This is a genomic window from Fodinicola acaciae, from assembly GCF_010993745.1.
GTDB lineage: Bacteria > Actinomycetota > Actinomycetes > Mycobacteriales > HKI-0501 > Fodinicola > Fodinicola acaciae.
In genome coordinates this window covers 54,194-79,565 of the sequence record NZ_WOTN01000001.1, presented here as the reverse complement: position 1 = coordinate 79,565, position 25,372 = coordinate 54,194, and the positions used below count along the sequence as shown (strand labels likewise).

At 68.2% G+C, this 25,372-nt stretch carries 19 protein-coding genes; 10 read left to right on the top strand and 9 right to left on the bottom strand.

From position 1 onward, the window contains the following. Positions 1-2 precede the first annotated feature (2 nt). The 7 genes from GNX95_RS00330 to GNX95_RS00300 all read left to right on the top strand — a co-directional run bounded on the left by GNX95_RS00330 (position 3) and on the right by GNX95_RS00300 (position 9,085). Positions 3-995, top strand: coding sequence for a WXG100-like domain-containing protein (locus GNX95_RS00330; RefSeq protein ID WP_163504783.1), 993 nt, complete (start codon positions 3-5; stop codon positions 993-995). Further along, positions 992-1,513, top strand: coding sequence for a hypothetical protein (locus GNX95_RS00325; protein WP_163504781.1), 522 nt, complete (start codon positions 992-994; stop codon positions 1,511-1,513). The genes GNX95_RS00330 and GNX95_RS00325 overlap by 4 nt, the downstream gene beginning before the upstream one ends. Next, on the top strand, positions 1,510-3,216 hold the full coding sequence (locus GNX95_RS00320) for a hypothetical protein (protein WP_163504779.1): 1,707 nt from the start codon (positions 1,510-1,512) through the stop codon (positions 3,214-3,216). The genes GNX95_RS00325 and GNX95_RS00320 overlap by 4 nt, the downstream gene beginning before the upstream one ends. Then, positions 3,206-4,063 (top strand): hypothetical protein, encoded by an 858-nt coding sequence (locus GNX95_RS00315; protein ID WP_163504777.1) that lies wholly within the window; start codon positions 3,206-3,208, stop codon positions 4,061-4,063. Before GNX95_RS00320 ends, GNX95_RS00315 begins: the two co-directional genes overlap by 11 nt. 51 nt (positions 4,064-4,114) lie before the next feature. Continuing rightward, positions 4,115-5,404 carry an HRDC domain-containing protein gene (locus GNX95_RS00310; RefSeq protein WP_222853308.1) on the top strand — a complete coding sequence of 430 codons (1,290 nt, stop codon included), beginning with the start codon at positions 4,115-4,117 and terminating at the stop codon, positions 5,402-5,404. A 364-nt stretch (positions 5,405-5,768) separates the two neighbouring features. Then, complete coding sequence (locus GNX95_RS00305; protein WP_163504775.1) at positions 5,769-6,980, top strand: thiolase family protein; 1,212 nt, start codon at positions 5,769-5,771, stop codon at positions 6,978-6,980. Continuing rightward, the gene (locus GNX95_RS00300; protein ID WP_163504773.1) at positions 6,980-9,085 is read left to right on the top strand and encodes a 3-hydroxyacyl-CoA dehydrogenase NAD-binding domain-containing protein; all 2,106 of its coding nucleotides are present in this window, start codon (positions 6,980-6,982) and stop codon (positions 9,083-9,085) included. The genes GNX95_RS00305 and GNX95_RS00300 overlap by 1 nt, the downstream gene beginning before the upstream one ends. 246 nt (positions 9,086-9,331) lie before the next feature. Here the strand turns inward: GNX95_RS00300 and GNX95_RS00295 are convergent, their stop codons facing one another. From GNX95_RS00295 to GNX95_RS00285, 3 genes are read right to left on the bottom strand one after another with little or no spacing between them, the layout of a single operon-like run. Further along, complete coding sequence (locus GNX95_RS00295) at positions 9,332-10,555, bottom strand: HAMP domain-containing sensor histidine kinase (RefSeq protein WP_222853307.1); 1,224 nt, start codon at positions 10,553-10,555, stop codon at positions 9,332-9,334. After that, positions 10,552-11,214, bottom strand: coding sequence for a response regulator transcription factor (locus GNX95_RS00290; RefSeq protein WP_163504771.1), 663 nt, complete (start codon positions 11,212-11,214; stop codon positions 10,552-10,554). Before GNX95_RS00290 ends, GNX95_RS00295 begins: the two co-directional genes overlap by 4 nt. A gap of 45 nt (positions 11,215-11,259) precedes the next feature. Further along, on the bottom strand, positions 11,260-11,814 hold the full coding sequence (locus GNX95_RS00285) for a TetR/AcrR family transcriptional regulator (RefSeq protein ID WP_246281468.1): 555 nt from the start codon (positions 11,812-11,814) through the stop codon (positions 11,260-11,262). Positions 11,815-11,871: 57 nt separating this feature from the next. Here GNX95_RS00285 and GNX95_RS00280 point away from each other — a divergent pair, with 57 nt between their 5' ends. After that, positions 11,872-12,408: a hypothetical protein gene (locus GNX95_RS00280; RefSeq protein WP_163504769.1), complete on the top strand. Its 537-nt coding sequence runs from the start codon at positions 11,872-11,874 to the stop codon at positions 12,406-12,408. Between the two features lie 890 nt (positions 12,409-13,298). Here GNX95_RS00280 and dxs read toward each other — a convergent pair. Next, positions 13,299-15,206, bottom strand: a complete 1,908-nt coding sequence (gene dxs / locus GNX95_RS00275; protein ID WP_222853591.1) for a 1-deoxy-D-xylulose-5-phosphate synthase — start codon at positions 15,204-15,206, stop codon at positions 13,299-13,301. 322 nt (positions 15,207-15,528) lie between these two features. Here dxs and GNX95_RS00270 point away from each other — a divergent pair, with 322 nt between their 5' ends. Then, positions 15,529-16,251 carry a metal-dependent hydrolase gene (locus GNX95_RS00270; RefSeq protein WP_163504767.1) on the top strand — a complete coding sequence of 241 codons (723 nt, stop codon included), beginning with the start codon at positions 15,529-15,531 and terminating at the stop codon, positions 16,249-16,251. Positions 16,252-16,314: 63 nt separating this feature from the next. Here GNX95_RS00270 and GNX95_RS00265 read toward each other — a convergent pair whose 3' ends face one another. From GNX95_RS00265 to GNX95_RS00255, 3 genes are all read right to left on the bottom strand, one after another. Then, a complete protein-coding gene (locus tag GNX95_RS00265) occupies positions 16,315-17,592 on the bottom strand; it encodes a sugar ABC transporter permease (RefSeq protein ID WP_163504765.1) in 1,278 nt (425 codons plus the stop codon). Then, a complete protein-coding gene (locus GNX95_RS00260; RefSeq protein WP_163504763.1) occupies positions 17,589-18,413 on the bottom strand; it encodes an ATP-binding cassette domain-containing protein in 825 nt (274 codons plus the stop codon). Before GNX95_RS00260 ends, GNX95_RS00265 begins: the two co-directional genes overlap by 4 nt. 88 nt (positions 18,414-18,501) lie before the next feature. After that, entirely contained in the window at positions 18,502-19,629 is a 1,128-nt protein-coding gene (locus GNX95_RS00255; RefSeq protein WP_222853305.1) for a substrate-binding domain-containing protein, read from the bottom strand. 251 nt (positions 19,630-19,880) lie between these two features. Here GNX95_RS00255 and GNX95_RS00250 point away from each other — a divergent pair, with 251 nt between their 5' ends. Continuing rightward, positions 19,881-21,092: an ROK family transcriptional regulator gene (locus GNX95_RS00250; protein ID WP_163504761.1), complete on the top strand. Its 1,212-nt coding sequence runs from the start codon at positions 19,881-19,883 to the stop codon at positions 21,090-21,092. An 880-nt stretch (positions 21,093-21,972) separates the two neighbouring features. Here the strand turns inward: GNX95_RS00250 and GNX95_RS00245 are convergent. Next, positions 21,973-23,265 (bottom strand): class I SAM-dependent RNA methyltransferase, encoded by a 1,293-nt coding sequence (locus tag GNX95_RS00245; protein WP_163504758.1) that lies wholly within the window; start codon positions 23,263-23,265, stop codon positions 21,973-21,975. Then, a complete protein-coding gene (locus GNX95_RS00240) occupies positions 23,262-25,295 on the bottom strand; it encodes an APC family permease (protein WP_163504756.1) in 2,034 nt (677 codons plus the stop codon). The genes GNX95_RS00245 and GNX95_RS00240 overlap by 4 nt, the downstream gene beginning before the upstream one ends. Positions 25,296-25,372: the final 77 nt, after the last annotated feature.

The window sequence follows — 25,372 nt, the reverse complement described above, 5'->3', positions numbered from 1 at the left end:
CGATGGGTCTGCAGCTGCCGGCACCGCTGGTCGAGGCGCTCGGCTGGGTCGGCTACGACTGGCCGCACGCCGACGAGGAGAAGCTCGCCGAGGTCGGCGCGTCGTGGATCGAGTTCGGCTCGCAGCTGCTCAGCCGGCTCGGCGAGGCCAACCAGTCGGCGAGCACGATCACCACGCAGCACAGCGGCGACGACATCACCGCCTTCGGCACGCAGTGGTCCGGAGCGGACGGACCATCGCAGCATCTGGCCGACGGCGCGACCGCCGCCTTCCTGATCGGCGCGGCCATGATCGTCGCGGCGGTGATCGTGCTGATCCTGAAGCTGCTGATCATCATCCAGCTGATCATCCTGTTGATCGAGGTGATCCAGGCGATCGCCTCGGCTGCGCCGAGTTTCGGTGCCACGCTTGCCGAAATCCCCGGTTTCATCGCCGCCGCAAGGGTCGCGATCCGTACGGCCATCAAGAAGGCCGTGACATGGGTCGAGGAACAGTCGATCAAGACGCTGTTCAAAAAGGCCTGGCTGCTGCTGAAAGCGTTTGCCAAACAGCTGCGCAAAGAACCGAAGATCTTCCTCAACCGCTTCCGGCACGGCGCCGGCAGCAAGCTCTCCAAGGCCGAGCGGGACACGCTGTTTTCCCGTGCCAGACAGGCGAGAGAGGACGGCATCAACGGGCTTACCAGTCGTACGGCCAAAAGCAAGACCACGGTCGGCGGCGTGAACATCCGCACCGGCGAGACCGCCTTTGGCAAGAGCGGACCGCGCGGCTGCGCCGAGGACGACGTGGTGCACCAGCTCGGCGGCAACCGCGGCGACGTGCTGTTCTCCACCGCCGAGCGGCCGCGCGGCAACCTGGAAATGCCGGTCTGCCGGAGAAACTGCCAGACCAAGTTCACCAGAGACCAGTTCGAGCCGGGCACCAAGTTCGACGGGTTCTGGACGGCCGTCGGCCGCAACTATCGCTTCGAGAAGAGAGCCGCCGGCATCTCATGACCGAATGGTTCGCCTTTCCGGACGACGAGCCGGCGGCACCGGCGTACGCCTATTCGGTGCTGTCGATCCTGCGCCGCAACACCGGATCGTGGGCCACCCCGGACCTGCGGCCGGAGGACACCTCGGCGGTGACGCGCTTCGGCGTACTCACGCTGCTGATCGACATTTGCGACTATGACGAGAAAGTCGTGCTGTCGACACTGCGGCTGGACGTCGGCGTGGGCTTCGCGCGGATGGCATGGTGCGAGGCCTCGCGCGCCGATGTCGAGCCGGACATCGAGCAGTGCACCGGTTTTCGCGCACAGACACTGCGAAATCCGACCGTACGCGAGCTGTTCCAGTGGATCTCCGAGCAGCTGCGGCTGACCGTCGTACGCGTCCGCTGGTTCGACAACATCGACGAGCCGGGCGCGACGGCGTGGATCGCGCACGACGACGCGGTGGTGCTGGTCTGGTCCGGCAACCGCCCACTGATCGACGGCGACCGGCAGGCCGACCTGGTGGAGCAGGTGCGATGAGCGATCTCAAGCGACAGCTGGAAAAACTGCGCGGCCTCGGTGACGACGCGGAGGCGGCCGAGATCGTCGAGGAGGTGCACGACGAGCTGCTCGGCGACGACGACTTCGTCTCCGCGGCCGCGTACGACCTGGTGCCGCTGATCATCGACCTGCTGCTCGACGGTCGTACGTCCGGCCGCGTGGCCTTGCTTGAGGAGCTTCTGGCTCTCGCTGAGGACGAGGAGCAGTTCGGACACCACGTCGTCCTTGACACGGCAAGAAAACACGCGTCCGCGCTGGTCAGCCTGCTCGACCCCGCGCACACCGACAATATCGAGTTGCGGCGCTGTGCGTCGTACGCGCTGGCGCGTCTGGTGCCGGAGGCGACAGCTGAGGCCGCGGCAGTGGCGGACGAACCCGATGTCGCAGCCCGGATCGGACTGGCCTGCGCGGCTCCGCGAACACTGATCGCTTCACCACATCCGGAGGTGCGCGCAGCCGCCGCCGGCCGTCTCGGTGTCGACGTGAATCCGGCCGATTTCGCCGAGATGGACGGAAAGACCGCACACCAGCAGTGGATCGGACCGGCCGACCAGTGGATCGCTTTCGAGATCGAGCACCTGGATGCCGCGCCGGCACTTGACCTGATCGATGCCTTAAGTGGCGCGGAAACACCGCAATGGCATCTCGCCACGGCTGTTGGCGCGACCGCCTTTTCGCGCATGTGGCGCACGGAAGAAGTCCTGCGACCGCTCGCTCGGCTGGCCGCCTCCACCGATGCGACGACGCAACTGGCGGCCGTACGCGGTCTCTCGCTGTGGGGTGACCGTGTCCGGCCGTACGCGGACGTTCTTGCGCATGCCTTGGAAACCGACGCGGCACCGTACGCGACCGCCGCGCTCGGCATGGCCGGCGATCCGCGCTGCGTGCCGTCTTTGCGCGCCACGCTCACGGCGTACCTGGACGGCGACCTGCCGCCATTGCACGTCGTGCTCGGACCGCTGGTCGACCACGCCGACGAGTTTTTGCCAGAGCTGCGCGGATTGCTCGCCGACGGCGTCGACATGCGCCTGCGGCGAGAGGTCGCGCTGACACTCGCCGCCTGGGGTCCGCCGGCCGCACCGGCCGTGCCTGAGCTGACCAGGTTGCTGACCGCGAGCATCGAGGTGGTGCCGGCCTGCCAGGCGCTCGTGGCGATCGGCGCGACCGCCGCGCTCCCGGAGCTCGACCGGGTCGCAGCGAGCCAGTCGCTGTGGTCGGAGGCGGCCGGCTGGGCCGGCTGGCGGCTGCGCGGCCGGCCGGTTGACCGCACGAGCCGCAAAATCGTCGAGGCAGCGGCAAAAGCAACCCTGAGGCATCCGTCAGAAGACAGCCTCGAACGCATTGCCGACTTCGGTCCACTCGCCGAGCGTTTTGGCCGGCAGCTGCGCACGCTGGCGACCGACGAGCAGGCCGGCTGGCCGGTGCGAACGGCCGCCGCTCACGCGTTGTGGCAGGTCACCGGTGATACGGCCGTCGACGTGCTGCAAGCGGCGGCTCGCGCCGACCGATGGCAGAGCTGGCTGCGCCTCGCCGCGCGCACGCTGGTGGCGATCGGCGCGAAGCTGCCGGCCGGCCTCGACCCGGCGGCACCGCGGCGGCTGGCCGGCCTGCCGTCCGGCTGGAACGCGGTCATCGCGGACATCGAGCTGATGTCTGACATCATGGCCGGCGATGTCTCCTGAGCCACAGCCGTCGGCGATCGTCGGCGCGGTCGAGATCCAGGACGGCACCGACGCGGTCGGTCGGTCCGGCGGTGGCCGCTGCGCCGAGCAGGACGCCGTCGACCGGCTCGGCGGCGATCCGGATCTGGTGTTGTTCAGCGCCGCCGTACGGCCGCGGACCGGCTATGAGCTGCCGGTTTGCCGCGCGGTCTGCCAGGTGGCCTACGCGCGCGAGCAGTTCGACGACGGTGTCGCCTTCGACTCGTTCAAGCGCCAGCGCGGCCGGAGGTACGCGGATGCCGCGGCCGAGCAGCCGTTCGAGCAGGCCGACGGGCAGTGGTTCGACGCTGGCGACATCGACGACATGGCGGCCGCCGCGACGGTCGTCGCGCTGCGCGCGGAGCTCAGCGAGCGCCGGTCCGGCGTCGAGCCGGCCGGCACGCGCTGTCACTACGCGGACGGCTGGCTCCGCGCGTACGTGGACATCTGCGATCCGGCCGCAAACCTGACGCTCGCGACCATCCGCATCGACCTCACCGATCGCTGGCTGACCGCCGGCTGGTGCTCGGCCACCCGCGCCGAGCTGGACGACGACCTGTCCGACGCCCTCGGCGGCGACCTGTTCGTCGAGCAGGCCGACAAGGTCGCGCGCGTACGCGCACCGGAGCGTGCCGCGCAATGGCTGGTCAGGCAGCTCGACCGGCCGGTCGTACGGCTCGACTGGCGGCACGGTGACGGCGTCGCGGCGCAGGCCTGGATGCTCGCCGACAGCGACCGCATGCTGGTCGAGCGCGGCGACTGGCAGCTCTCCGAACGGCCGGACAGCCGCGACGCCGCGACGCTCGTACGCGGCGCGAAACTGGCCTGAATCGGCGCGGCGGCAGGACATCGGCTGTCGTACGGCCGTACGGTGGGGATCGTGGCGGAATCTGACGACCTGGCGGCCTCACCGGCCGTGCAGCTGGACGCGGAGGAGGCCACCCCCGTACCCCTGCTGCGGCCCCGCGACGGCACTCCGGACCCGATCGCGACCGCGGACCAACTCGCCGAGACCATCGCGCGTTTCGGCCGGGGATCCGGTCCGGTGGCGCTCGACGCGGAGCGCGCGTCCGGCTATCGCTACAGCCAGCGCGCGTATCTGGTGCAGCTGCGCCGCGACGGAGCCGGCACGGCGCTGATCGACCCGCTGCCGTTCGCCGCCGCCGACGAGTTGTTGCGGCCGGCCGATCCACCGCGTGACGGCGCGCTCTCGGCGCTGGACGCGGCGCTGGCCGACGCCGAATGGGTCCTGCACGCGGCCAGCCAGGACCTGCCGTGCCTGGCCGAGCTGGGGATGCGGCCGCGCAAGCTGTTCGACACCGAGCTGGCCGGCCGGCTGGCCGGTTTCGACCGAGTCGGGCTCGGCGCGATGGTCGAGCGCGTACTCGGCTTCTCGCTGGAAAAGACACACTCCGCGGCCGACTGGAGCACGCGGCCGCTGCCGCCGGAGTGGCTGGTCTACGCGGCGCTTGACGTCGAGCTGCTGGTCGCGCTGCGCGACGCGCTGGCCGACCTGCTCGACCAGCAGGGCAAGCTCGCCTGGGCGCTCGAGGAGTTCGCGGCCCTGGCCGTACGACCGCCAAACCCGCCGCGCGCCGAGCCGTGGCGGCGCACGTCCGGCGTGCACAAAGTCCGATCGCAGCGCGGTCTCGCGCGCGTACGCGCGTTGTGGCAGACCCGCGACCGGCTCGCTCGCGAGCGCGACATCGCCCCCGGCCGCGTGCTTCCCGATGCCGCGATCATCAGCGCCGCGATCGCCGATCCGGCGGACGTACGCGGGCTGCTGGCCCTGCCGGTCTTCTCCGGCCGGGCCAACCGGCGGCTCGTGGACGTCTGGATGACCGCGCTGGAGGAAGCGCGCGCCAGCACCGACCTGCCGCCGACCTCGGCCGCACCGGAAGGTCCGCCGCCGCCGAACCGCTGGGCCGACAAGAACCCGGACGCCGCCGGCCGGCTCACCGCCGCTCGCGCCGTGATGGCGGAGTTGTCGGCGGAGCACAACATCCCGGTCGAGAACCTGCTGACACCTGACCTCGTACGACGGCTGGCCTGGGACCCGCCCCAGCCGCTCACCGGCGACGCGGTCGGCGAGGTCCTGCGCGGCCAGGGCGCGCGCGAGTGGCAGATCCTGCTCGCCGCCGACCGGCTGGCGGCCGCACTCACCACCTGAACAACAGCATTGTCAGCCTCAATAGTCACACCCGTCACAGCCCCTGGTGACCACCGAGGCGTGAAAGCCTCATTTCTTGCATCCAGCGCTAGTAACTCGACATTCACACCATCTGCGACCCTCACAAGCCAGACATTTAGCGCTCCACAGGAGCGCCCGCCGCGCAGGCGAAAACCCAACCACTCCCAAGCCGCTCCGACAAACAAGACTGTCCGCCTAGCGCGCTTTCCACACGCACACCTAACCCGCACCACGTGTCGAACAACCGCACCGCGGCTGTGAGGTACGCCAAGCTGCGCGGGCGGATGTTACTGGCGAGTAGTAGTCTCGCGGTCAGGGAGAGTGACGACAATGGAGGCCTGCCGTGTCGATAGGTAAGCAAGTCAGGGACGTCGTCTTCGTCGACGGCGCACGGACGCCGTTTGGCAAGGCCGGGCCGAAGGGTTTGTACGCCGAGACCCGCTCCGACGACCTGATCGTGCGGGTCATCCGCGAGCTGCTGCGCCGCAACCCCAACCTGCCGCCGGAGCGCATCGACGAGGTCGCGATCGCGGCGACGACACAGATCGGCGACCAGGGGCTGACCATCGGCCGCACGGCCGCGCTGTTGGCCGGTCTGCCCAAGAGCGTGCCCGGCTATGCGATCGACCGGATGTGTGCCGGTGCGATGACCGCGGTGACGACGGTGGCCGGTGGCATCGCGATCGGCGCGTACGACGTGGCACTGGCCGGCGGTGTGGAGCACATGGGCCACCACCCGATGGGCGAAGGTGTCGACCCCAATCCGCGTTTCCTGGCCGAGAAAATCGTCGATCCGTCGGCGTTGGTGATGGGTTCGACGGCGGAAAACCTGCATGACCGCTTCCCCACGCTGACCAAGGAACGCGCCGACGCGTACGCGTTGGAAAGCCAGCAAAAGTACGCCAAAGCGCTGGCCAACGGCCACATCGACCGCGACCTGGTGACGATGTCGACGCGTTCGAAGGAAATCGGCTGGGGCTTGGCCACCGCCGACGAGCCGCCGCGGCCGTCGACCACGCTGGAGGGCCTGTCCGGCCTGAAAACTCCGTTCCGTCCGCACGGCCGGGTGACGGCCGGAAACGCGGCCGGTCTCAACGACGGTGCCACCGCCTGCATCGTGGCCGCCGAGGACGTGGCGCGGGAGCTGGAGCTGCCGGTCGCGATGCGGCTGGTCGGCTTCGGTTTCGCCGGCGTGGAGCCGGAAGTCATGGGGGTCGGCCCGATCCCGTCCACCGAGAAGGCGCTCCAGAAGACCGGACTGTCCATTGAGGACATCGGGCTTTTCGAGCTCAACGAGGCGTTCGCCGTGCAGGTGCTGGCCTTCCTCGACCACTTCGGCATCGCCGACGACGACGAGCGCGTGAATCCCTGGGGTGGTGCGATCGCGATGGGTCATCCGCTCGCCTCTTCGGGCGTACGCCTGATGACGCAGCTGGCGCGGCACTTCGAAGCCCGTCCGGACGTACGCTTTGGCCTCACCGCGATGTGCATCGGCATCGGCATGGGCGGCAGCGTGATCTGGGAAAACCCGCACTACACCGGAAAGGCCGCCTGATGACGACGGTTTCTGAGCTGGCAAAGCACTTTTCCGACGAGGTCGTCACGCACGCGCACGTCCGGTATGTCACCGTGCCGGACGTCGCCGGCGAGGTCGCGCTGATCACGCTGGACAACGGACACGACCACACCCGCCCCAACACCTTCGGACCCGGCGGCCTGGCCGAGCTGGAGGCCGCGATCGACGAGATCGCGGCGCGCGAGCCGGCCGTACGCGCCATCGCCATCACCGGCAAGCCGTTCATCTTCGCCGTCGGCGCCGACCTTTCCGGTGTGCCGCAGCTGTCCAGCCGCGAGGAGGCGCTGGCCATCGCGCGCGCCGGCCACAGCGTTTTTGCGAAGCTGCGCAACGCATCCGTGCCGACGTTCGCGTTCGTCAACGGCGCGACCATGGGTGGCGGTCTGGAAGTCGCGCTGCACTGCGACTATCGGACGCTGTCCTCCGGTGCCGCGGCGATCTCCTTCCCGGAGTGTTTCCTCGGCCTGGTGCCGGGTTGGGGCGGCACGCAGCTGCTGCCCAACCTGATCGGTCCGGACAACGCGGTCAAGGTGATCGTCGAGAACGCCTTGAACCAGAACAAAATGCTGAAGGCCAAGGAGGCCTACGAGCTCGGCATCGCCGACGTGCTGCTCGACCCCGCCGACTTCATCGAACAGTCTTTTGGCTTCCTCGCTGACGTTCTCAACCAGCGTACGACCATCCTGCGCACCGAGATCGACCGCGGCGAAGCGTGGGACAGCGCCATCGCGCGCGGCAAGGCGATTGCGGACGGACGCGTACACGGCGCGGCTCCAGCGCCATATCGTGCGCTGGATCTGTTGCGGCTGGCCAAAACCGCGACCTTCGAGGAAGGCACGGCGGCCGAGGACGAGGCGCTGGCGGACCTCATCGGCACCGACGAGCTGCGCGCCGGCCTGTATTCCTTCGACCTCGTACAGAAGCGCGCGAAACGGCCGGTCGGTGCGCCGGACAAGGCACTGGCGCGGCCGGTGACCAAGGTCGGCATCGTCGGCGCCGGCCTGATGGCCAGCCAGCTGGCGCTGCTTTTCGCGCGACGACTGGAAGTGCCGGTCGTGCTGACCGACATCGACCAGCAGCGCGTCGACAAGGGCGTCTCGTACGTCCACACCGAGATCGACAAGCTGGAGGCCAAAAAGCGCTTCTCACCGGACCAGGCCAACCGGCTCAAGGCGCTGGTGACCGGCTCGCTGACCAAGGACGTCTTCGCCGACGCCGACTTCGTCATCGAGGCGGTTTTCGAGGAGATCTCGGTGAAGAAGCAGGTCTTCGCCGAGGTCGAGGCGGTCGTGCCGGAGACAACCGTGCTGGCGACCAACACTTCTTCGCTGTCCATCACCGACATGGCCGCCGACCTCAGGCATCCGGAGCGGGTCGTCGGCTTCCACTTCTTCAACCCGGTGGCGGTGCTGCCGCTGCTGGAGATCGTACGCGCGGAGAAGACCGACGACGCGAGCCTCGCGACCGCGTTCGCGGTTGCCAAGCAGCTGAAGAAATCCAGCGTGCTGGTCGCCGACGCGCCGGCCTTCGTGGTCAACCGGGTTCTCACCCGGTTCATGAGCGAGATCATCAAGGCGGTCGACGAGGGTACGCCGATCGAGGTCGCCGACCGCGCCACCGAGTCGCTCGGCCTGCCGATGAGTCCGATGCTGCTGCTGCAGCTGGTCGGTCCGGCGGTCGCGCTGCACGTCAGCGAGACGCTGCACGCCGCGTTCCCGGACCGGTTCTACGTCTCCCCCAACCTGCGACGGCTGGTGGAGGCAGGCAAGAACTCGTTCTACAGCTGGGACACTGGCCAGCAGCAGGTTGACCCGGAGGTGGCAAAGCTGCTGGACGTCGGCTCGACCGTACGCACCGAGGACGAGGTGCGCGAGCGGGCGCTCGGCGCGATCGCCGAGGAGATCAGGATCATGCTCGACGAGAAGGTGGTCGCCCAAGCGCAGGACATCGACCTGTGCCTGATCCTCGGCGCCGGCTGGCCGTTTCACCTTGGCGGCATCACGCCGGCGCTGGACCGGCTCGGCATCTCGGAGAAGGTCACCGGCCGCCGGTTCCTCGCGCCTGGTGTCGCGAGTATGCCTTAGCAGCATGAAAAACCATGACAAAACCGACTATCCATGTCTTTTCCGCATAACCCACTAGACTCGGTCAGATGGCGTTTTCCCAGCGAGACAACGACATTGCGATGACCGGCCGGTAACGGAACGGACACGACACAAAGTTTTGTCGCGATGCGGTTTCACGCTCCCCATCGTGGTGAGAGAATGACTGTGCGCAGTCCGACGGAAACCCCCCATCCGTCGGGCTGCGCCTTTTGATACCTGACCGCGTCAGCCGGGGACGGTGGCGCGGCCGGCGACCGGCATGGGCGTACGCGCGATCGGCAGCGTCACCGTCACTTCGAGGCCGCCGTTGAGCAGTGGCACCGCCTTGACCATGCCGTTGTGTGCGTCGACCACGGCTCGTACGATCGACAGCCCCAGACCGGCCCCGCGCGTGCCGGTCCGCTCCACTCCACCGCGCCGGAACGGCTCGAACAGCTGCGGCACCTCGGCGATGTCGACCTCCGGACCGGTGTTGGCCACCACCAGCCAGGCGTTGGCTGGATCGGAGCCGGTGCGCACCTGCAGCCGGCCACCGGCCAGGTTGTAGCGGACCGCGTTTTCGATCAGGTTGCCGGCCAGCCGCTCCAGCAGCGCCGGATCCCCCATCACCATCGCCGGCGCGAACGTCGTCTCCACCCGCAGGCCGAGCCGGCGCACCTCGCGGCTCACCGCGTTGAGCGTGGTCGGCACGCCGACCGCGAGGTCGACCGGCACCTCCTTGTTGAGCCGGCGACCGGCCTGCGCCTCGGTGCGGGCGAGCAGCAGCAGCGCCTCGATCAGGTCGTTGGCGCGCTTGGACGCGTCGCGTACGACCCGTCCCATCCGCCGCAGGTCCTCGTTGGACACGTCCGGGTCGGACAGCGTCACGTCGATCTCGGTGCGCATCACGGCCAGCGGAGTGCGCAGCTCGTGGCTGGCGTTGGCGACGAACCGGCGCTGGCTGTCGAACGCCTTCGCCAGCCGGTCGAGCATGCCGTCGAAGGTCTGCGCCAGCTCGCTGACCTCGTCGTCCGGCCCCATGTGCGAGATCCGCTCGGACAGCGTGTCGGTGGACAGGCCGCGCGCGGCTTGGGTGAGCACGTGCAGCGGACGCAGCGCGCGGCGGGTCACCAGATAGCCACCGGCCACGCCGATCACCGACACGGCGAGCAACGCCAGGCCGCCTTGCAGCAGCAGGTTGGTCTCGATCGACCTGGCCTGCTGCGCCTGCCAGTCGGCCACGTCCATCCTGGCCTCGGTGCCGTTGGCCTGCTTCACCGTGACCGTCGTGCCGGGCATCGCGCGCTCGGTGCTGGTCAGGCCGCCGTTGACGATCACCCAGGCCAGGCCCAGCACGATGACGCCAGCGGCGACCAGCAGGGCGCCGTTGATCATCGTCAGCCGCAGCCGCAACGTCGGCCGCAGCCGCTTGCGGGCGGACGGCCGGGCCATCGGGCCGTACGTCGTCATGACGGATAGACCCGATAGCCGACGCCGACCACCGTCTCGATCACCTGCGGATCGCCGAGCTTCTTGCGCAACGTCATCACCGTCACCCGTACCGTCGTCGTGAACGGATCGGCGTTGGCGTCCCAGACGCGCTCCAGCAGCTCCTCGCTGGAGACCACCGCGCCGCCGGCGGCGAGCAGCACCTCCAGCACTCCGAACTCCTTGCGCGTCAGATCCACCGGCTTGCCGTCCCTGGTCACCGTCCGCTTCGCCGGGTCGAGCTCGACGCCTTGCGCGGCCAGCCGCGGCGGCGCCGGCGGGGTGGCCCGCCGGCCCAACGCACGTACGCGCGCGACCAGCTCGTCGAAGGCGAACGGCTTGGGCAGATAGTCGTCCGCGCCGATCTCCAACCCCTCGACCCGGTCCGCGACCGTACCGCTCGCGGTCAACATCAGCACCCGGGTGAGCGCTCCGGAGGCAACCAGGTCTGCACAGATCTTGTCGCCGTGCACGCCGGGAAGGTCGCGGTCGAGCACTACCACGTCGTATCTGGTGACCAGGGCCATCTCGTGGCCCTGCGTGCCGTCGTAGGCCACGTCGACCGCCATGCCCTCGCGGCGCAGGCCGCGAGTGACCGCGTCAGCCAGCGCCCGTTCGTCCTCGATCACCAGCACGCGCACGCCAATGCTCCTCTCGTCGCGGACAGGTCTACCGTACGGCGGCGCTCAGACACTTATGGCGCGGTATAGAAAGCGGAGGTAGGCCGGCCGGTCGGCGTCGGTCACCAGCGTGCCGCCGCTGGCTCGCTGCGCCTGGATGAGCCCGATGTGCGCCGTGTACGCGAGCACCGCGCGCTGCCGGGCCTGCGCCGCGCCGGCCGCCACATAACACGCTTCCAGGAAATCGACGCGCCGCGCGGTCACTCGCGCGAGCACCGGCGCCACCAGCGGGTCGTCGGCGTGCGCCAGCATCGCCAGCTCGGCCCGGCTGACCCTGCCGGCGCCGAGCGTGATCTCGAACACCGCGCGCAGCCGCTCGAGCGGATCTGTGATCGGCTCCACGTCACGGATGATCTGCTCGGTCTGCCGGTCGGCCCAGCGCTCCAGCGCCGCCTGCACGAGCGCGTCCCGGTTGGCAAAGTGCCAGTAGAAACTGCCTTTCGTGGCACCGAGCCGGGCCGCCAGCGGTTCGACCGCGACCGCCGCCAGGCCGCCATCGGCCAGCGCCGCGAGCGCCGCGTCGGCCCAGTCCTGCTTGCTCAACCGTCTTTTCTCGGCCACCACCGTACGGTACCGTATGGGCTAACCATACGGCAGCGTACGGAAAGGTCTCCGCTCATGTCCCTCCGGCACTGGGGCGCCACCCCGGACGAGATCGCCCGCTCATACTTCGCCGACAGCGCCCTGCCCGGCTCGGTCACCCTGCTGACCCGCGCCGTCACGGTCGCGGCACCGGCGTCACTCGGATATCGCTGGCTCTGCCAGATCGCGGTCGCGCCGTACAGCTATGACTTCATCGACAACTGGGGCCGCCGCAGTCCTCATGCCCTCACTCCTGGCGCGGACGATCTTTTCGTCGGCAAACGCGTGCAAATCTTCGACCTGGTCGACGTACAACCCGGCCACGAGTTCACCGGCCGCACGATCCCATCCGCCGAGCGGTTCTTTGGACCAGTGGCTCTGACGTACGCGGCCGAGCCTCTGGACTCCGGGCGCTGCCGGTTGATTGGGCGGTTGGCGGTGGGGGTGGCTGGGTGGGTGGAGCGGGTTCGGGCGGAGGTGCTTGGGATTGGGGATCTGGTGATGATGCGGAAGCAGTTGCTGAATTTGAAGGAGTATGCGGAGAGGGATGCGCGGGCAGGGGTCGAGTTGTAGGTGGTGGGCTCGGTTGGGGTGCGTGGAGGGTCCCTGCGTGTCGCGGTGGTGAGTCTCCTGGTTGTTGCGATGTGCGGGTGGTTGCGGCTCAGGGTTGTTGCGTTGGTGAGGTGGCTGGGTTTTCTGCTTTGTTGCGTTGGTGAGGTGGCCGGGTTTTCTGATTGGTGCGTTGGTGAAGTGGCTGGGTTTTCTGGTTGGCGCGTTGGGTGAGTGGTGGTTTTTCGCCTGCGCGGCGGGCGCGCCTACGCGGCGAGCGACCTCAAGGGAGGGGGCGCGTGGCCGCCAATCGGTGTGCATTGGGGTGCGGGCGGTGGTTTGCGGGCGGGGCTGGGTTTTCTGGGTCACGTGTGGGAAGCAACCCGTCGGCATGGACGCCAATCACAGCGTCCGGAGTGGTGCTGGTGTGACTGGCGTGGCTGATAATGCGGGCGAGGCGGGCTGACTGCGTAATACTTGTTTAACAAGACATCAAAACCGACATTTGTTGCAGCCCAGCAGCCACAACAGCATTATCAGCCTCAGTAGTCACACCCGTCACAGCTTCTGGGGATCGCTATAGCGTGAAAGCCTTTTTTCTTGCGTCCAACGCAAGTAACTCGACATTCATGCCATCCACGACCCTCACAAGCCGGACATTTAGCGCTCCACACGCGTCGCATCCCACATGCTGGACCTTCACGCCACCCACCGGGACGCCACGGCACCGCCGGCGCCCCAGCCACACACCTGGTCCCACAGACCAACCGCACACGCGGCACCCAACCGGACCAACAGCGAAACCCCGCGCGCCCCTCCCCTTGAGGTCGCCCGCCGCGTAGGAGCCCCGCGCGAAGGCGAAAATCCTCTCAACGCAACAAAACAGAAGACGCGACCGGCTCCGAACCAGCCGACTACTCCCCTGACGACTCCGACAACCGCACATCCAGCGGCTCTTCCAGCCGCGAGACCCAGCCGATCAGTTGCCGCGCGACGTCCTGGGCAGTCAACCCAAGATCGGCCAGGATCTCCGCGCGGGTGCCGTGGGGGTGCCAGGCCTTTGGTACGCCGAGATCCCGCACGGGCACCTCCACGTCACGGTCGCGCAGCGACTGCGACAAGGTCGCGCCGATGCCGCCGGACCGTACGCCGTCCTCGAGAGTGACCACCAGCCGATAATCGCCAGCCATCTCCAGTACGGACGATGGCATCGGGATGACCCAGCGGGGGTCGACCACGGTGACGCCGATGCCTTCGTCGGCGACGCGTGCCGCGGCTTCGACGGCCATGCCGGCGAAGGCGCCGACGGCGACCAGGAGTACGTCGCGGCGGTCGGACTCGACGAGCATGTCGACGCCGTCGGACAGGCGCCTGACGGCCGGGATCGGGTCGGGGACGGAGCCGGTCGGGAAGCGCAGCGCGGTCGGACCGTCGGAGACCTCGACGGCCTCGGCGAACTCCTCCACCAGTCGCTCCGCGTCACGTGGCGCGGCCATCCGCATGCCGGGCACCATGCCGAGCAGCGAATAGTCCCAAATGCCATAGTGACTCGGTCCGTCCGGGCCGGTGATGCCGGCGCGGTCGAGTACGAAGGTGACCGGCAGCTTGTGCATCGCGACGTCGAGCAGCGTCTGGTCGTACGCCCGGTTCAGGAACGTCGCGTAGACAGCCACCACCGGATGCATGCCACCCAGCGCCAGGCCGGCGGCGGAGGTGACGGCGTGCTGCTCGGCGATGCCTACGTCGAAAACGCGCTCCGGGAAGCGGCGCATCATCTCCGACAAGCCGGTCGGCCCCGGCATCGCGGCGGTGATGCCGACGAGGTCCGGCCGGCGCTCGGCGGCGGCGACCAGCGAGTCGGCGAACACGCCGGTCCATTTCACCGCCGGCTTGGCCAGCGCCTTGCCGGTGCCCGGGTCGAACGTGCTCGGACTGTGGAAGCAGTCCTCGGCGTCCTGCTCGGCCGGCGCGTAGCCCTGGCCCTTCGTCGTCACCGCGTGTACGAGCACCGGTCCGCCGAAGCGCTTGGCGCGGCGCAGCGCCGACTCCATCGCCGCCGTGTCGTGGCCGTCGATCGGGCCGATGTACTTCAGCCCCAGGTCCTCGAACATCCCCTGCGGCGCGACGACGTCCTTGAGGCCCTTCTTGATGCCGTGCAGTGCCTCGAAAAGCGGAGGTCCGACCAGCGGCGTGTGGTCGAGCACGTCACGGATCATGTCCAGCGCGCGCTCGTAGCCCGGCGTCAGCCGCAGCGTCGCGAGGTGGTCGGCCAGGCCGCCGATGGTCGGCGCGTACGACCGGCCGTTGTCGTTGACCACGATCACCAGCCGGCGGTCCTTGCCGGCGGCGATGTTGTTCAGCGCCTCCCAGCACATGCCACCGGTCAGCGCGCCGTCGCCGACGACCGCGACCACGTGCCGGCCCTGGCCGGTCAGCGCGTACGCCTTGGCCAGGCCGTCCGCGTACGACAGGGCCGTCGAGGCGTGCGAGTTCTCGATGACGTCGTGCGCGCTCTCGGCCTGGTTCGGATAGCCGGACAGCCCGCCGCGGCGGCGCAGCTCGTCGAAGCCGGCCTGCCGCCCGGTGAGCATCTTGTGCACGTACGCCTGGTGGCCGGTGTCGAAGAGCACGCGGTCGGCCGGCGAGCAGAAGACCCGGTGGATGGCCAGCGTCAGCTCGACGACACCGAGGTTGGGACCGAGGTGGCCACCGGTCCTGGAGACCTTCTGGACGAGGAACTCACGAATCTCGCTGGCCAGGGCCGGCAGGTCGCTGGCCGGCAGGCGGCGTAGGTCTCGTGGTCCGGCGATCTGTTCGAGCAAGCTTCGTTGCTGCTCCACCAGCGGGCCTCCTCAGTCCTTGGTTTGCAACACGCGAGTCTAATCCGTCGTCCTACGCGAGGATGACCGATCACCACCGCACGTGCCCCTTCAGCCTGATGCGGCGATGTGGATCACGCAAAAGGTAGGTCCGCCGATGTGGTCGGGGCCCCACCTTTCTCGGGACCAATGCCGCTGGGTTTCCGTTATGACCCGATAAAACCGGCCGTGACGACCGCAACACCCACCCGCTCGGTGCGGCGCACGCGTCCACGACGCCGTCCCGTTGTACGTTTTCGGCCGCCAACGGGAGGAGCCGGCTTCGATGATGGGCCACACGCATGCGATCAGCGGCGCGGCGGTGTGGCTGGCCGCCGCGCCGCTGCTGACGCAGGTCGTCCACCTCGGACCGGCAGAGCTGGCCGCCGGCGCGGTCGTGACCGCCGGCGCGGCGCTGCTGCCCGATCTCGACCATCCGTCGGCGACCGTGGCGCGTACGTTTGGCTGGCCGACACGGCTGCTGGCGCGCGGCATCGCGTGCCTTTCCGGTGGCCACCGGAAAGGCACGCACGCGATCTGGGCCGTGCCGATCACCGGCATCCTCGCCCAGCTGATGGTCATCGGCGGCCAGTGGATCCCTTATCTGCCAACGATCGCTGTCGTACTCGCGGTCGGACTCGGCGCGCGCGGCCTCGGCTGGACGCGCAGCGGAGTCATCGCCAACGTGGGTACGTTCGTGGCCTGCACCGGTCTCACGGTCGCCGCGACCCTGGCCGGTGTCCACTGGGCCTGGGTCGGCGCCAGCTACGCGCTCGGCGTGGCCGCGCACATCTCCGGGGACGTCATGACCACGGAAGGCGTGCCGCTTTTCTATCCACTGAGCAAAAAGCGCTTCCGCGGCAGCAACATGCCGACCGGTGGCCTGCGCGAGCAGTGGTTCGTGGCCGTGCCACTGGCGATCGTCGGCGTCACCCTCGCGCTCTGGCAGTTCGGCGCGATGCCGTACGTCTTCGCGCTCCTCAACAGCACGCCTGCCTTCGCGCGCTAGGAAAGTCGCATGGCCCCCATGCGTGCATCCAACGCACGCATGGGGGCCATGCGACCAAGACGGTCAGGCGCGGCCGGCGGCTTTCTGGCTGCGTCGGGAGACCGAGTCCAGCGTGACGGCGGCGAGCAGTACGACGCCGGTGACGATGAACTGGATGGCGTTGCCGATGCCCTCCAGCGCCATGCCGGAGCGGATCGACTCGATGACCAGCACACCGAGCAGCGCCGAGTACGTGCTGCCGCGGCCACCGAAGAGGCTGGTGCCGCCGATGACGGCCGCCGCGATGGCGTTCATCAGCACGTTCTGGTCCAGGCCGGACTGGTTGGCCGAGGCCAGCCGCGAGGCGAAGAAGATGCCACCGATGGCCGCCATGCCGGTGGAGATGGTGAAGACGGCCATCCGTACGGCCGCAACGTTGATGCCGGCCCGTCGCGACGCCTCGACGCTGCCGCCGAGCGCGAAGACCTTGCGCCCGAAGGACGTACGCCGCAGCACGAAGTCCAGCGCCACCACGAAGGCCAGGAAGATGACCAGCGCGAGCGGCAGGCCCTTGTACTGGTTGAGCACGTACGCCGGCACGAACAACAGGATGGCCAGGCCGACGATCCGGATCACCAGCTCGCTGACGCTGCGGGTCGGGATCCCGGCGGCCTGCCGGCGCGAGTTGCCGACGAACGAGGTGACCGCGTAGACCACGACCACGACGGCGGCCAGGGCGTACGCGACCGCGACCTCGCCGAAGTAGGTGCTGGTCAGCTTGACGATCAGGCTGTTGTAGTCGAGGTTGATGGTGCCGTCGAGGCCGAAGACCCACAGCATGAAGCCGTTCCAGCCGAGCAGGCCGGCCAGCGTCACGATGAACGCCGGCACACCGATCTTGGCGAAGAAGAAGCCGTGGATCAGGCCCATCGCCATGCCGGCGACGACCGCGATGACGATCGACAGGACCGGGTTGATCCCCCAGTTGACGTTGCACACGGCCAAAATCGCCGCACAGGCGCCGCCGACCGAGCCGACCGACAGGTCGATCTCGCCGAGCAGCAGCACGAACACGATGCCGACCGAGATCAGGCCGGTGCCGACGATCTGCACGCTCAGGTTGGACAGGTTCTGCGGCGACAGGAACTGCGGGTTGAGAAACTGGAAGATCGCCCAGATCAGGATCAGGCCGACGATGACCGGCAGCGAGCCGTACTCACCGCCGCGGATCCGCCGCTGCGCCTCCTGCACGTAGCCGGCGAAACCCCGTTCGCGCACCAGCAGCCGCGGGTCGATCTGGCTGACCGCGCCGGCCGGGGCGGCCTCGGGCACCGGTTCGGTACGCGGCTTGCTGACAGTCACTTTGCACCTTCCCGCGCGGCCCGACGGGTCACCGCGTTGTCGGTCGCGCCTGTGATGGCGGCGATGATCTGCTCCTGGGACGTGTCCCTGACCTCGAAGACGCCGTTGTTACGGCCCAGCCGCAGCACCGCGACGCGGTCAGCGACCGCGCGTACGTCCTCCATGTTGTGGCTGATGACGATGACCGCCAGGCCCTGCGACCGGAGCCGCTCGATCAGGTCGAGCACCTGCGCCGTCTGTTCCACACCGAGCGCGGCGGTCGGCTCGTCCAGTACGACCAGCTTCGGCTGGCCGAGCAGCGACCGGGCGATCGCCACCACCTGGCGCTGGCCACCGGACAGCGAGGCGACCGGGATCCGTACGCTCGGGATCTTGATCGACAGCGTGTCCAGCAGCTGCCGCGAGCGTTTCTCCATGCCGACCTCGTCGAGCAGGCCGAAGCGATAGAGCTCGTTGCCGAGGAACAGGTTGCCGACCACGTCGAGGTTGTCGGCCAGCGCCAGGTCCTGGTAGACGGTGGCGATGCCGAGCAGCTGCGCGTCGTGCGGCCGGTTGATGTGTACGGTCCTGCCGGCGAACTCGACCGTGCCGTTGTCCGGCGGGTTGACGCCGGCGATCACCTTGATCAGCGTCGACTTGCCGGCACCGTTGTCACCGACCAGGGCCAGCACCTCGCCTTGGTGCACGTCCAGGTCGACCTCGGTCAGGGCCTGCACGGCGCCGAAGCGTTTGGAGATCCCGGTCAGCTTCAGCACCGGCGGCCCTGAGCGGTCCGGGGTCGGACGGTCCGCCGGCCGGTCCTTCTCCAGGTTCGTCGACATCAACTCCACCTCACTGGTGTGGGGAACGGTCGTGGTCACGGCAGCGGCGGTGGCCGTCTGGTCGGACAGCCACCGCCGCGAGGCCGGATCAGGTCAGGCCGGCCGCCTTGCAGGCAGCGGCGTACTGCGGAGTGCAGATCTCCTGGACGGTCCAGTAGCCGTCCTTGACCACGGTGTCCTTGATGTTGTCCTTGGTCACCGTCACGGCCGGCACGATGACGGCCGGTACGTTCTGCGCACTGCCGCTGCTGACCGTGCTGGTCGCCTTGTCGTACTTCTTGCCGGTCGCCAGCGCGACCGCGAAGCCGGCGGCCGCCTCTGCCTGCGGCTTGATCGACTTGTAGATCGTCGCGTACTGGTCACCGGTGACGATCCGCTGCAGGCCGGCCACCTCGGCGTCCTGGCCGGTCACCGGCGGCAGCGGGCTGGCGTTGGCGGCCTTCAGCGCGGCGATCGCGCCGCCGGCGGTGCCGTCGTTGGCGGCGTAGATGCCGATGACGTTCTTGACGCCGAGCTTGGTGATGGCACCGGCCGCCTCGGTCTGCGCCTGGTCGGGGCTCCAGTCCGGCGTGTCGTACTCGGCGCCGACGTCGACCTTGCCGTCGAGCACCGAGTGCATGCCCTTCTTGAACTGGGCCGCGTTCGGGTCGTCCGGCGAGCCGTTGATCAGCACGACCTTGCCGCGTTTGGGGTTGCCGCCCTTGGACACCGCGGCGAGGAAGGCCTGGCCCTGCAGCTTGCCGATGTTCTCGTTGTCGAACGAGGTGTAGGCCGAGATCGGGCCTTCGGCGAGACGGTCGTACGCGACCACCGGCACGCCCTGCGCCTTGGCCTTGGCGACCGAGCTGGCGATGGACTTGAAGTTCACCGAGTCCAGGATCAGCACCTTGACGCCGGCGGTCAGCACCGTGTCGACCTGCTGCTGCTGCGTGTTGGCCTGCTGGTTGGCGTTCAGGTACTGGATCGTGCACTTGGGGCAGAGCTTCTTGATGTTCTGCTCGATTAGCGGCCGGTCGAACTTCTCGTACCGTGCCGTCTTCGACTCGGGCAGCAGCAGGCCGATCTTGAAGCCCTGGTCGATGCTCGCGGCACCCGCGGAGCCGCTCGCGTTGCCGCCGGACTGCGGCGCCTGGCCACAGCCGGAGGCGAGCGCGAGCGCCGCCACCGCGACGGCGGTCAGCGCCGACCGCATCCCGGTACGCCTAGTGATCCTCACGTTTGTACCCCTCCATCCAGCGGGCCACTGTCATGTGCGCCATGTCGCACGACCCCGATCGGCTCGACCTTGGCCCTGCCGGCCGGTTGTGTCAACCGGTCGACGTAAGTGCTTTTTCGTGTCGTCCGAATTATGTTGACTGGATCGAATCAGAAACGCGGTTGCAATACGAACGACATCGTTTTCCGGCCGCCAACGCCGCCGTTAGTCAAACTATTGACATAACCGCGCGAGTCGCCGAGTATCGCCGCATGCCTTCGGCGGACCATCCCCTGAGCCGGCTGTCCGGCAACCAAGCCCGCATCGCCCAGACGTTGCGGGTGCTCGGTCCGTCCACGCGTGCCGAGCTGATCTCGGCCACCGGCCTGTCGCGCGCGACCGTGTCAGCGGTCGTCGGCGAGCTGACCGGCTCCGGGCTGGTGATCGAACCCGGCGGTACGGCGCCGGCCGGTCCGTCCGGCGGCCGGCCCGCCGCGGTCGTACAGCTCGACCGGTCGGCCGGCATCGTCGTCGGCGTCGACGTCGGCCGCAGCCATTTGCGGGTCGCCGTCGCGGATCTGGCGCACACGATCGTCGCTGAGGCGGCCGAACGTACGGTCCCAGGCGAAGAAACGCACGCCGCCGCCGTGTTGGAGCGCGCCGCCGGAGCCATCGAGCGGTTGCTGGACAGCTGCGGCCACAGCCTTGCCGACGTCATCGGCATCGGTTTTGGCCTGCCTGCGCCGGTCGTGAATCCAGCCGGCCAGATCGGCTCGCCGAACATTTTCCCCGGCTGGGCCGGACTGACACCGACACACGAACTCGGTGCGCGGCTCGGCGTACCGGTGTGCGTGGAAAACGACGCGAACCTCGGCGCGCTTTCCGAGTCGTTGTGGGGTGCCGGCCGAGGTCATGAGGCGGTCGTCTATGTCAAGCTCGGCACCGGAATCGGCGCCGGGATCGTGTTGGACGGCGCACTTTTCCGCGGCGTGAGCGGCACGGCCGGCGAGATCGGCCATCTCAGCCTCGACACCAACGGCGACATTTGTCGCTGCGGCAACCGTGGCTGCCTTGAACTGGTCGCCAGTGGCGCCGCACTGGTGACCGCTTTACAGCCGACACGACCGGAAATCACCGACCTCACCGACCTCGTACGCCTCGCCGAGGACGAGGACGCCGCCTGCCGCCGCCTCCTCGCCGACGCCGGCGGACACGTCGGCGTCGCACTCGGCGGAATCGTCAACCTCATCAACCCCGATCGTGTGTTGATCGGCGGAGAACTCGGCCGCGCGGGGTCGCTCTTGCTGGATCCGTTGAGCGCCTCCCTGCAGCGGTCCGCAGTGCCGGCGGCTGTCGCGGCGATGTCGGTCGGGCCCGGGATTTTGGGTGAACGCGCGGAGGTGCTTGGGGCGGTGGCCCTGGTGTTGCGTGAGCCGGAGCGGCTCGTACCGCCGGACGCGCCGGAGATCAAGGCGGTCGGGTGAGGTTGGCGGATTCTGCCATTTGTACGTCTGCGGTGGTTGCGGTTTTCTTCGCTGCGTTGGGCGAGTGGTGGGATTTGGTTGGTGCGTTGGGCGGGGTGGTCGGTTTTCTGATTGCTGCGGTGGGTGAGGTCGTGGGTTTTCTGATTGTTGCGGTGGAGAGGCGGTTGCGTTTTCTGACTGTTGCGTTGGGTAGGTGGTGGGTTTGTCGCCTGCGCGGCGGGCGCTCCTGCGCGGAGGGCGACCTCAAGGGAGGGGGCGCGGGAACGCCAATCGGTGTGCATAGGGGTGCGGGCGGCGGTTGCGTGCGGGGTCGGGTCTTCCGGGCTTGCTCGGTCACCTATGGGAAGCAACCCGTCGGCATGCACGCCATCACAGCGGCCGGGGGGTGATGGTGTGACTGCTGTGGCTGATAATGCAGGCGAGGCGGATCGGCTGCGTAATACTTGTTTAACAAGACATCAAAATGGACATTTGGCGCAGCCCAGCAGCCACACCAGCATTGTCAGCCTCAGTAGTCACACCCGTCACAGCCTCCAATGATCGCTGCGGCGTGAAAGCCTTGTTTCTCGCGTCCAACGCAAGAAACTCGACATTCATGCCATCAGCGACCCTCGCAAGCCGGACATTTAGCGCTCCACACGTCTTCGCATCCCACATACTGGACCCTCACGCCCCCCACCGAGACGCCACCGCAGCTCCGGCGCCCCAGCCACACTCCCGGTCCGGTTTGTCCGTTCTCCCCCGTCGGCGAGCTCTGCTTGAGCACATTCTGGCCGGGCCTGCCGCGCAGGAGCGCCCGCCGCGAAGGCGAACCCCCCAAACGCAACAAAAATGAAGAGCCCGGCCCCTCCCAACGCAACAACCAGAAATCCCGACCCGCTCAAACCCGTAATGTCGCCACGCATTCGATATGATGAGTCATAGGAAACGCATCAAAAACCCGAAGCGCGGTGAGCCGATAGCCCTGCCCGGCCAACACTTTCACATCGCGCGCCAATGCTGCCGGATCGCAAGCCACGTAACAAATAACTGGCGGCTCCAGCGCGGCGAGCTGTTTGCACACCGCTGCGCCGGCGCCGGTACGGGGAGGGTCGAGCACGACGGCGTCGAGTTTGTCGATTTGGGTTTTTCGCAGCCAGCCACCGACTCCGCCTGAGGAGACCACGACGGCGGGTACGTCGCGGAGGTTGCGGCGGGCGTTGTCGGCGGCGGCCCGATCGGATTCTACGGCGTAGACCTTGCCGTGGCGGCCGACCTGGATGCCGAGCGCGCCGGCGAAAAGACCGACGCCGCAGTATAAGTCGAGTGCGGTCTGGCCGGGGCGCGGGTCGATTTCGGCGATCACGGCGTCGGACAGGATGGTCGCGGCGGCCGGGTGGACCTGCCAGAAGCCGTCGGCGTGGACGAGCCAGCGGCGGCCGGCGGCGTTTTCGCGTACGCGGTTGTGGCCTCGGCGGGCGACGGCCGGATGTGCGCCACCGTCGAGCACCGCCAGGTTTTCCGGCCAGTCACTGACGTCGACGTGCGCCTGACCCTGCGGCCGCAGCACCACGGCGTGGTCGCCGGCCGACGACGATACGACGTCGATGCCGGCCAGGTCCGGATAACGACGGCCGAGTACGCCGAGCTGCCGGATGTCGTCAGTTGCCAAAAGACAGTCGTCGATCGGCAGGACAGTGCTCGAACGATGTGGATGGAAACCGGCGCGGCCATCGTCGCCGACGGCATAGCGTACGCGCGTGCGCCAACCCAGCGGACCGCCAGGCAACGCCTCAGCCTCGGTGTTTTCGGTCAGTCCCAACACATCCAGCTGATCCGTCGACAGACCGCCGAGACGCAACAGCTGTTCGCGAACAACGGTCGCCTTGCCGCGTCGCACGGCGGCCGGATCGGCGTGCTGCCAGTCGCAGCCGCCGCAGCCACCGGCTCCCGAGTACGGGCACGGCGGGGTGACTCGGTCCGGCGACGGCCGCAACACCTCGACGGCCTCGGCCAGCGCGTACGCCTTTCCACGGTCAGAAGTGATCCGCGCGCGTACGCGCTCACCTGGCAACGAATGCCGCACGAAGATCACCCGGCCGTCGTGGCGCGCCACGCAGTGGCCGCCGTGCGCCACCGGACCGACCTCGACCTCCACCTCGAAGCCGACCGGAAGTGCCTTGGTTGCCGTCATTTCTTGCTTTCTTCGATTTTACGCGGGCGCTCGACCGGACCACCGAGCGGAGCGGTCACGATGCCGCGCCGGATGCCGCCGACGATCCGGTCGCGGCGGTTGAGGTTGAGCCGCTCGGACGAGCTGAGCTGCCACGGCACGCTGGTGACCATCACGCCCGGCTCGAACAGCAGCCGACCTTTCAGCCGCAACGCGCTCTGGTTGTGCAGCAGGTGCTCCCACCAGTGACCGACGACGTATTCGGGAATGAACACGGTGACCACGTCACGCGGCGACTCGCGGCGGATTCCCTTGACATACTGGACAATCGGGCCGGTGATCTCACGATAAGGCGAGTCAACCACGACAAGCGGGATCGGGATGTCACGTTGTTCCCACTCCGCCTGCAAAGCGCGCGTGTCGGCGTCGTCGACGTTCACCGTGACCGCGTTGAGCGTGTCGGGACGAGTGGCGCGCGCATATGCCAACGCGCGTACGGCCGGCTGGTGCAGCTTGGACAGCAGGACGATCGCGTGGTTACGGGACGGCAGCACCGGCCGTTCCTCGTCGGTCGCCAGCTCACGCGCCACCGCGTCGTAATGCCGCCGGATGCCGACCATCAGCACGTAGATCACCGCCATGGCGGCGATCGCGATCCACGCGCCTTCGAGGAACTTGGTGATCAGCACGATGACCAACACCGTGCCGGTCATCAGGAAGCCGAACGCGTTGATGACCCGCGAGCGGATCATCCGCCGGCGTACGGCCCGGTCGGTCTCGGTCTTCAGGTGCCGGGTCCAGTGCAACACCATGCCGATTTGGCTCAGCGTAAAGGAAACGAAGACGCCGACGATGTAGAGGTGGATCAGCGAGCTGGGGTCGGCGTTGAACGAGACCAGCAGCACGATCGCGAAGATCGCCAGAAACAGGATGCCGTTGCTGAACGCCAGCCGGTCGCCGCGGGTGTGCAGCTGCCGCGGCAGATAGCGGTCCTGCGCCAGGATCGAGCCGAGCACCGGAAAACCGTTGAAGGCGGTGTTGGCGGCGAGCACCAGGATCAGCGCGGTGACCGCGGTGACCACGTAGAAACCCGGCGGGAACCAGGAAAACACCGCCTCGCCCAGCTGCGCCATGACCGTCTTCTGGACATAGCCGGTCGGCGCGCCGACCAGGTCGTGCGGGTTGTCGGCGTATTTGAGACCGGTCAGCTGCGCGAGCGCGAGCGTCCCCATCATCATCGCGACCGCGAGCAGCCCCAGCATCAGCAGCGTCGTCGCCGCGTTTTTGCTCTTCGGCTTACGAAACGCCGGCACGCCGTTGCTGATCGCCTCGACACCGGTGAGCGCGGCGCAGCCGGAGGAAAAGCTCTGCAGCAGGAGGAAAACGAAGGCCAGGCCGATGAACGAGGCCTCCGGCTTCATGGTGAAGTGCGCGCTGGCTGTCTGAACATGTTGTCCCAGCGCGAAAATCCGGAACAGACCGACGACCACCATGCCCAGGATGGCGACCATGAAGGCGTACGTCGGGATGGCGAAGGCGATCCCGGACTCGCGCAGGCCGCGCAGGTTCATCGCGGTCAGGATGACCACCACGGTCACCGTCGCGATCATTTCCCTGCCCTGCAGGAAAGGAATCGCCGCCGCCAGGTTCTGGATGCCGGAGGCCACCGACACCGCCACGGTCAACACGTAGTCGACCAGCAGCGCGCTCGCGACCACCAGGCCGTACTTTCCGCCGAGGTTGGTGGTGACCACCTCGTAGTCGCCGCCGCCGCTCGGATAGGCGTGCACGTTCTGCCGGTACGACGCGACCACGGTGAGTAGCACCACGACGACCGCGATGCCGATCCACGGGGACAGCAGGTAGGCGGACAGGCCGGCCGCGGACAGCGTCGCCAGGATCTCGCCCGGCGCGTACGCCACCGACGACATCGCGTCGGACGCGAACACCGGCAGCGCGATGCGCTTGGGCAGCAAGGTCTCGGACAGCCGGTCGCTGCGGAACGGCCGGCCCAGCAACAGTCGTTTGACCAGCGAGGTCGGAGCGGTCACACGGGGAGCGTACGGCAGCGCCACACCGTTTCCCGGCACCACACCCCCACGTCACGCGGTGCCGTGTACCGTTTCCA

Bases quoted from the DNA above. Each gene is read 5' to 3' on its own strand.
- GNX95_RS00330 (WP_163504783.1), top strand. From the start codon at position 3: ATGGGTCTGCAGCTGCCGGCACCGCTGGTCGAGGCGCTCGGCTGGGTC.
- GNX95_RS00325 (WP_163504781.1), top strand. From the start codon at position 992: ATGACCGAATGGTTCGCCTTTCCGGACGACGAGCCGGCGGCACCGGCG.
- GNX95_RS00320 (WP_163504779.1), top strand. From the start codon at position 1,510: ATGAGCGATCTCAAGCGACAGCTGGAAAAACTGCGCGGCCTCGGTGAC.
- GNX95_RS00315 (WP_163504777.1), top strand. From the start codon at position 3,206: ATGTCTCCTGAGCCACAGCCGTCGGCGATCGTCGGCGCGGTCGAGATC.
- GNX95_RS00300 (WP_163504773.1), top strand. From the start codon at position 6,980: ATGACGACGGTTTCTGAGCTGGCAAAGCACTTTTCCGACGAGGTCGTC.
- GNX95_RS00295 (WP_222853307.1), bottom strand. From the start codon at position 10,555: ATGACGACGTACGGCCCGATGGCCCGGCCGTCCGCCCGCAAGCGGCTG.
- GNX95_RS00280 (WP_163504769.1), top strand. From the start codon at position 11,872: ATGTCCCTCCGGCACTGGGGCGCCACCCCGGACGAGATCGCCCGCTCA.
- GNX95_RS00270 (WP_163504767.1), top strand. From the start codon at position 15,529: ATGATGGGCCACACGCATGCGATCAGCGGCGCGGCGGTGTGGCTGGCC.
- GNX95_RS00260 (WP_163504763.1), bottom strand. From the start codon at position 18,413: ATGTCGACGAACCTGGAGAAGGACCGGCCGGCGGACCGTCCGACCCCG.
- GNX95_RS00250 (WP_163504761.1), top strand. From the start codon at position 19,881: ATGCCTTCGGCGGACCATCCCCTGAGCCGGCTGTCCGGCAACCAAGCC.
- GNX95_RS00245 (WP_163504758.1), bottom strand. From the start codon at position 23,265: ATGACGGCAACCAAGGCACTTCCGGTCGGCTTCGAGGTGGAGGTCGAG.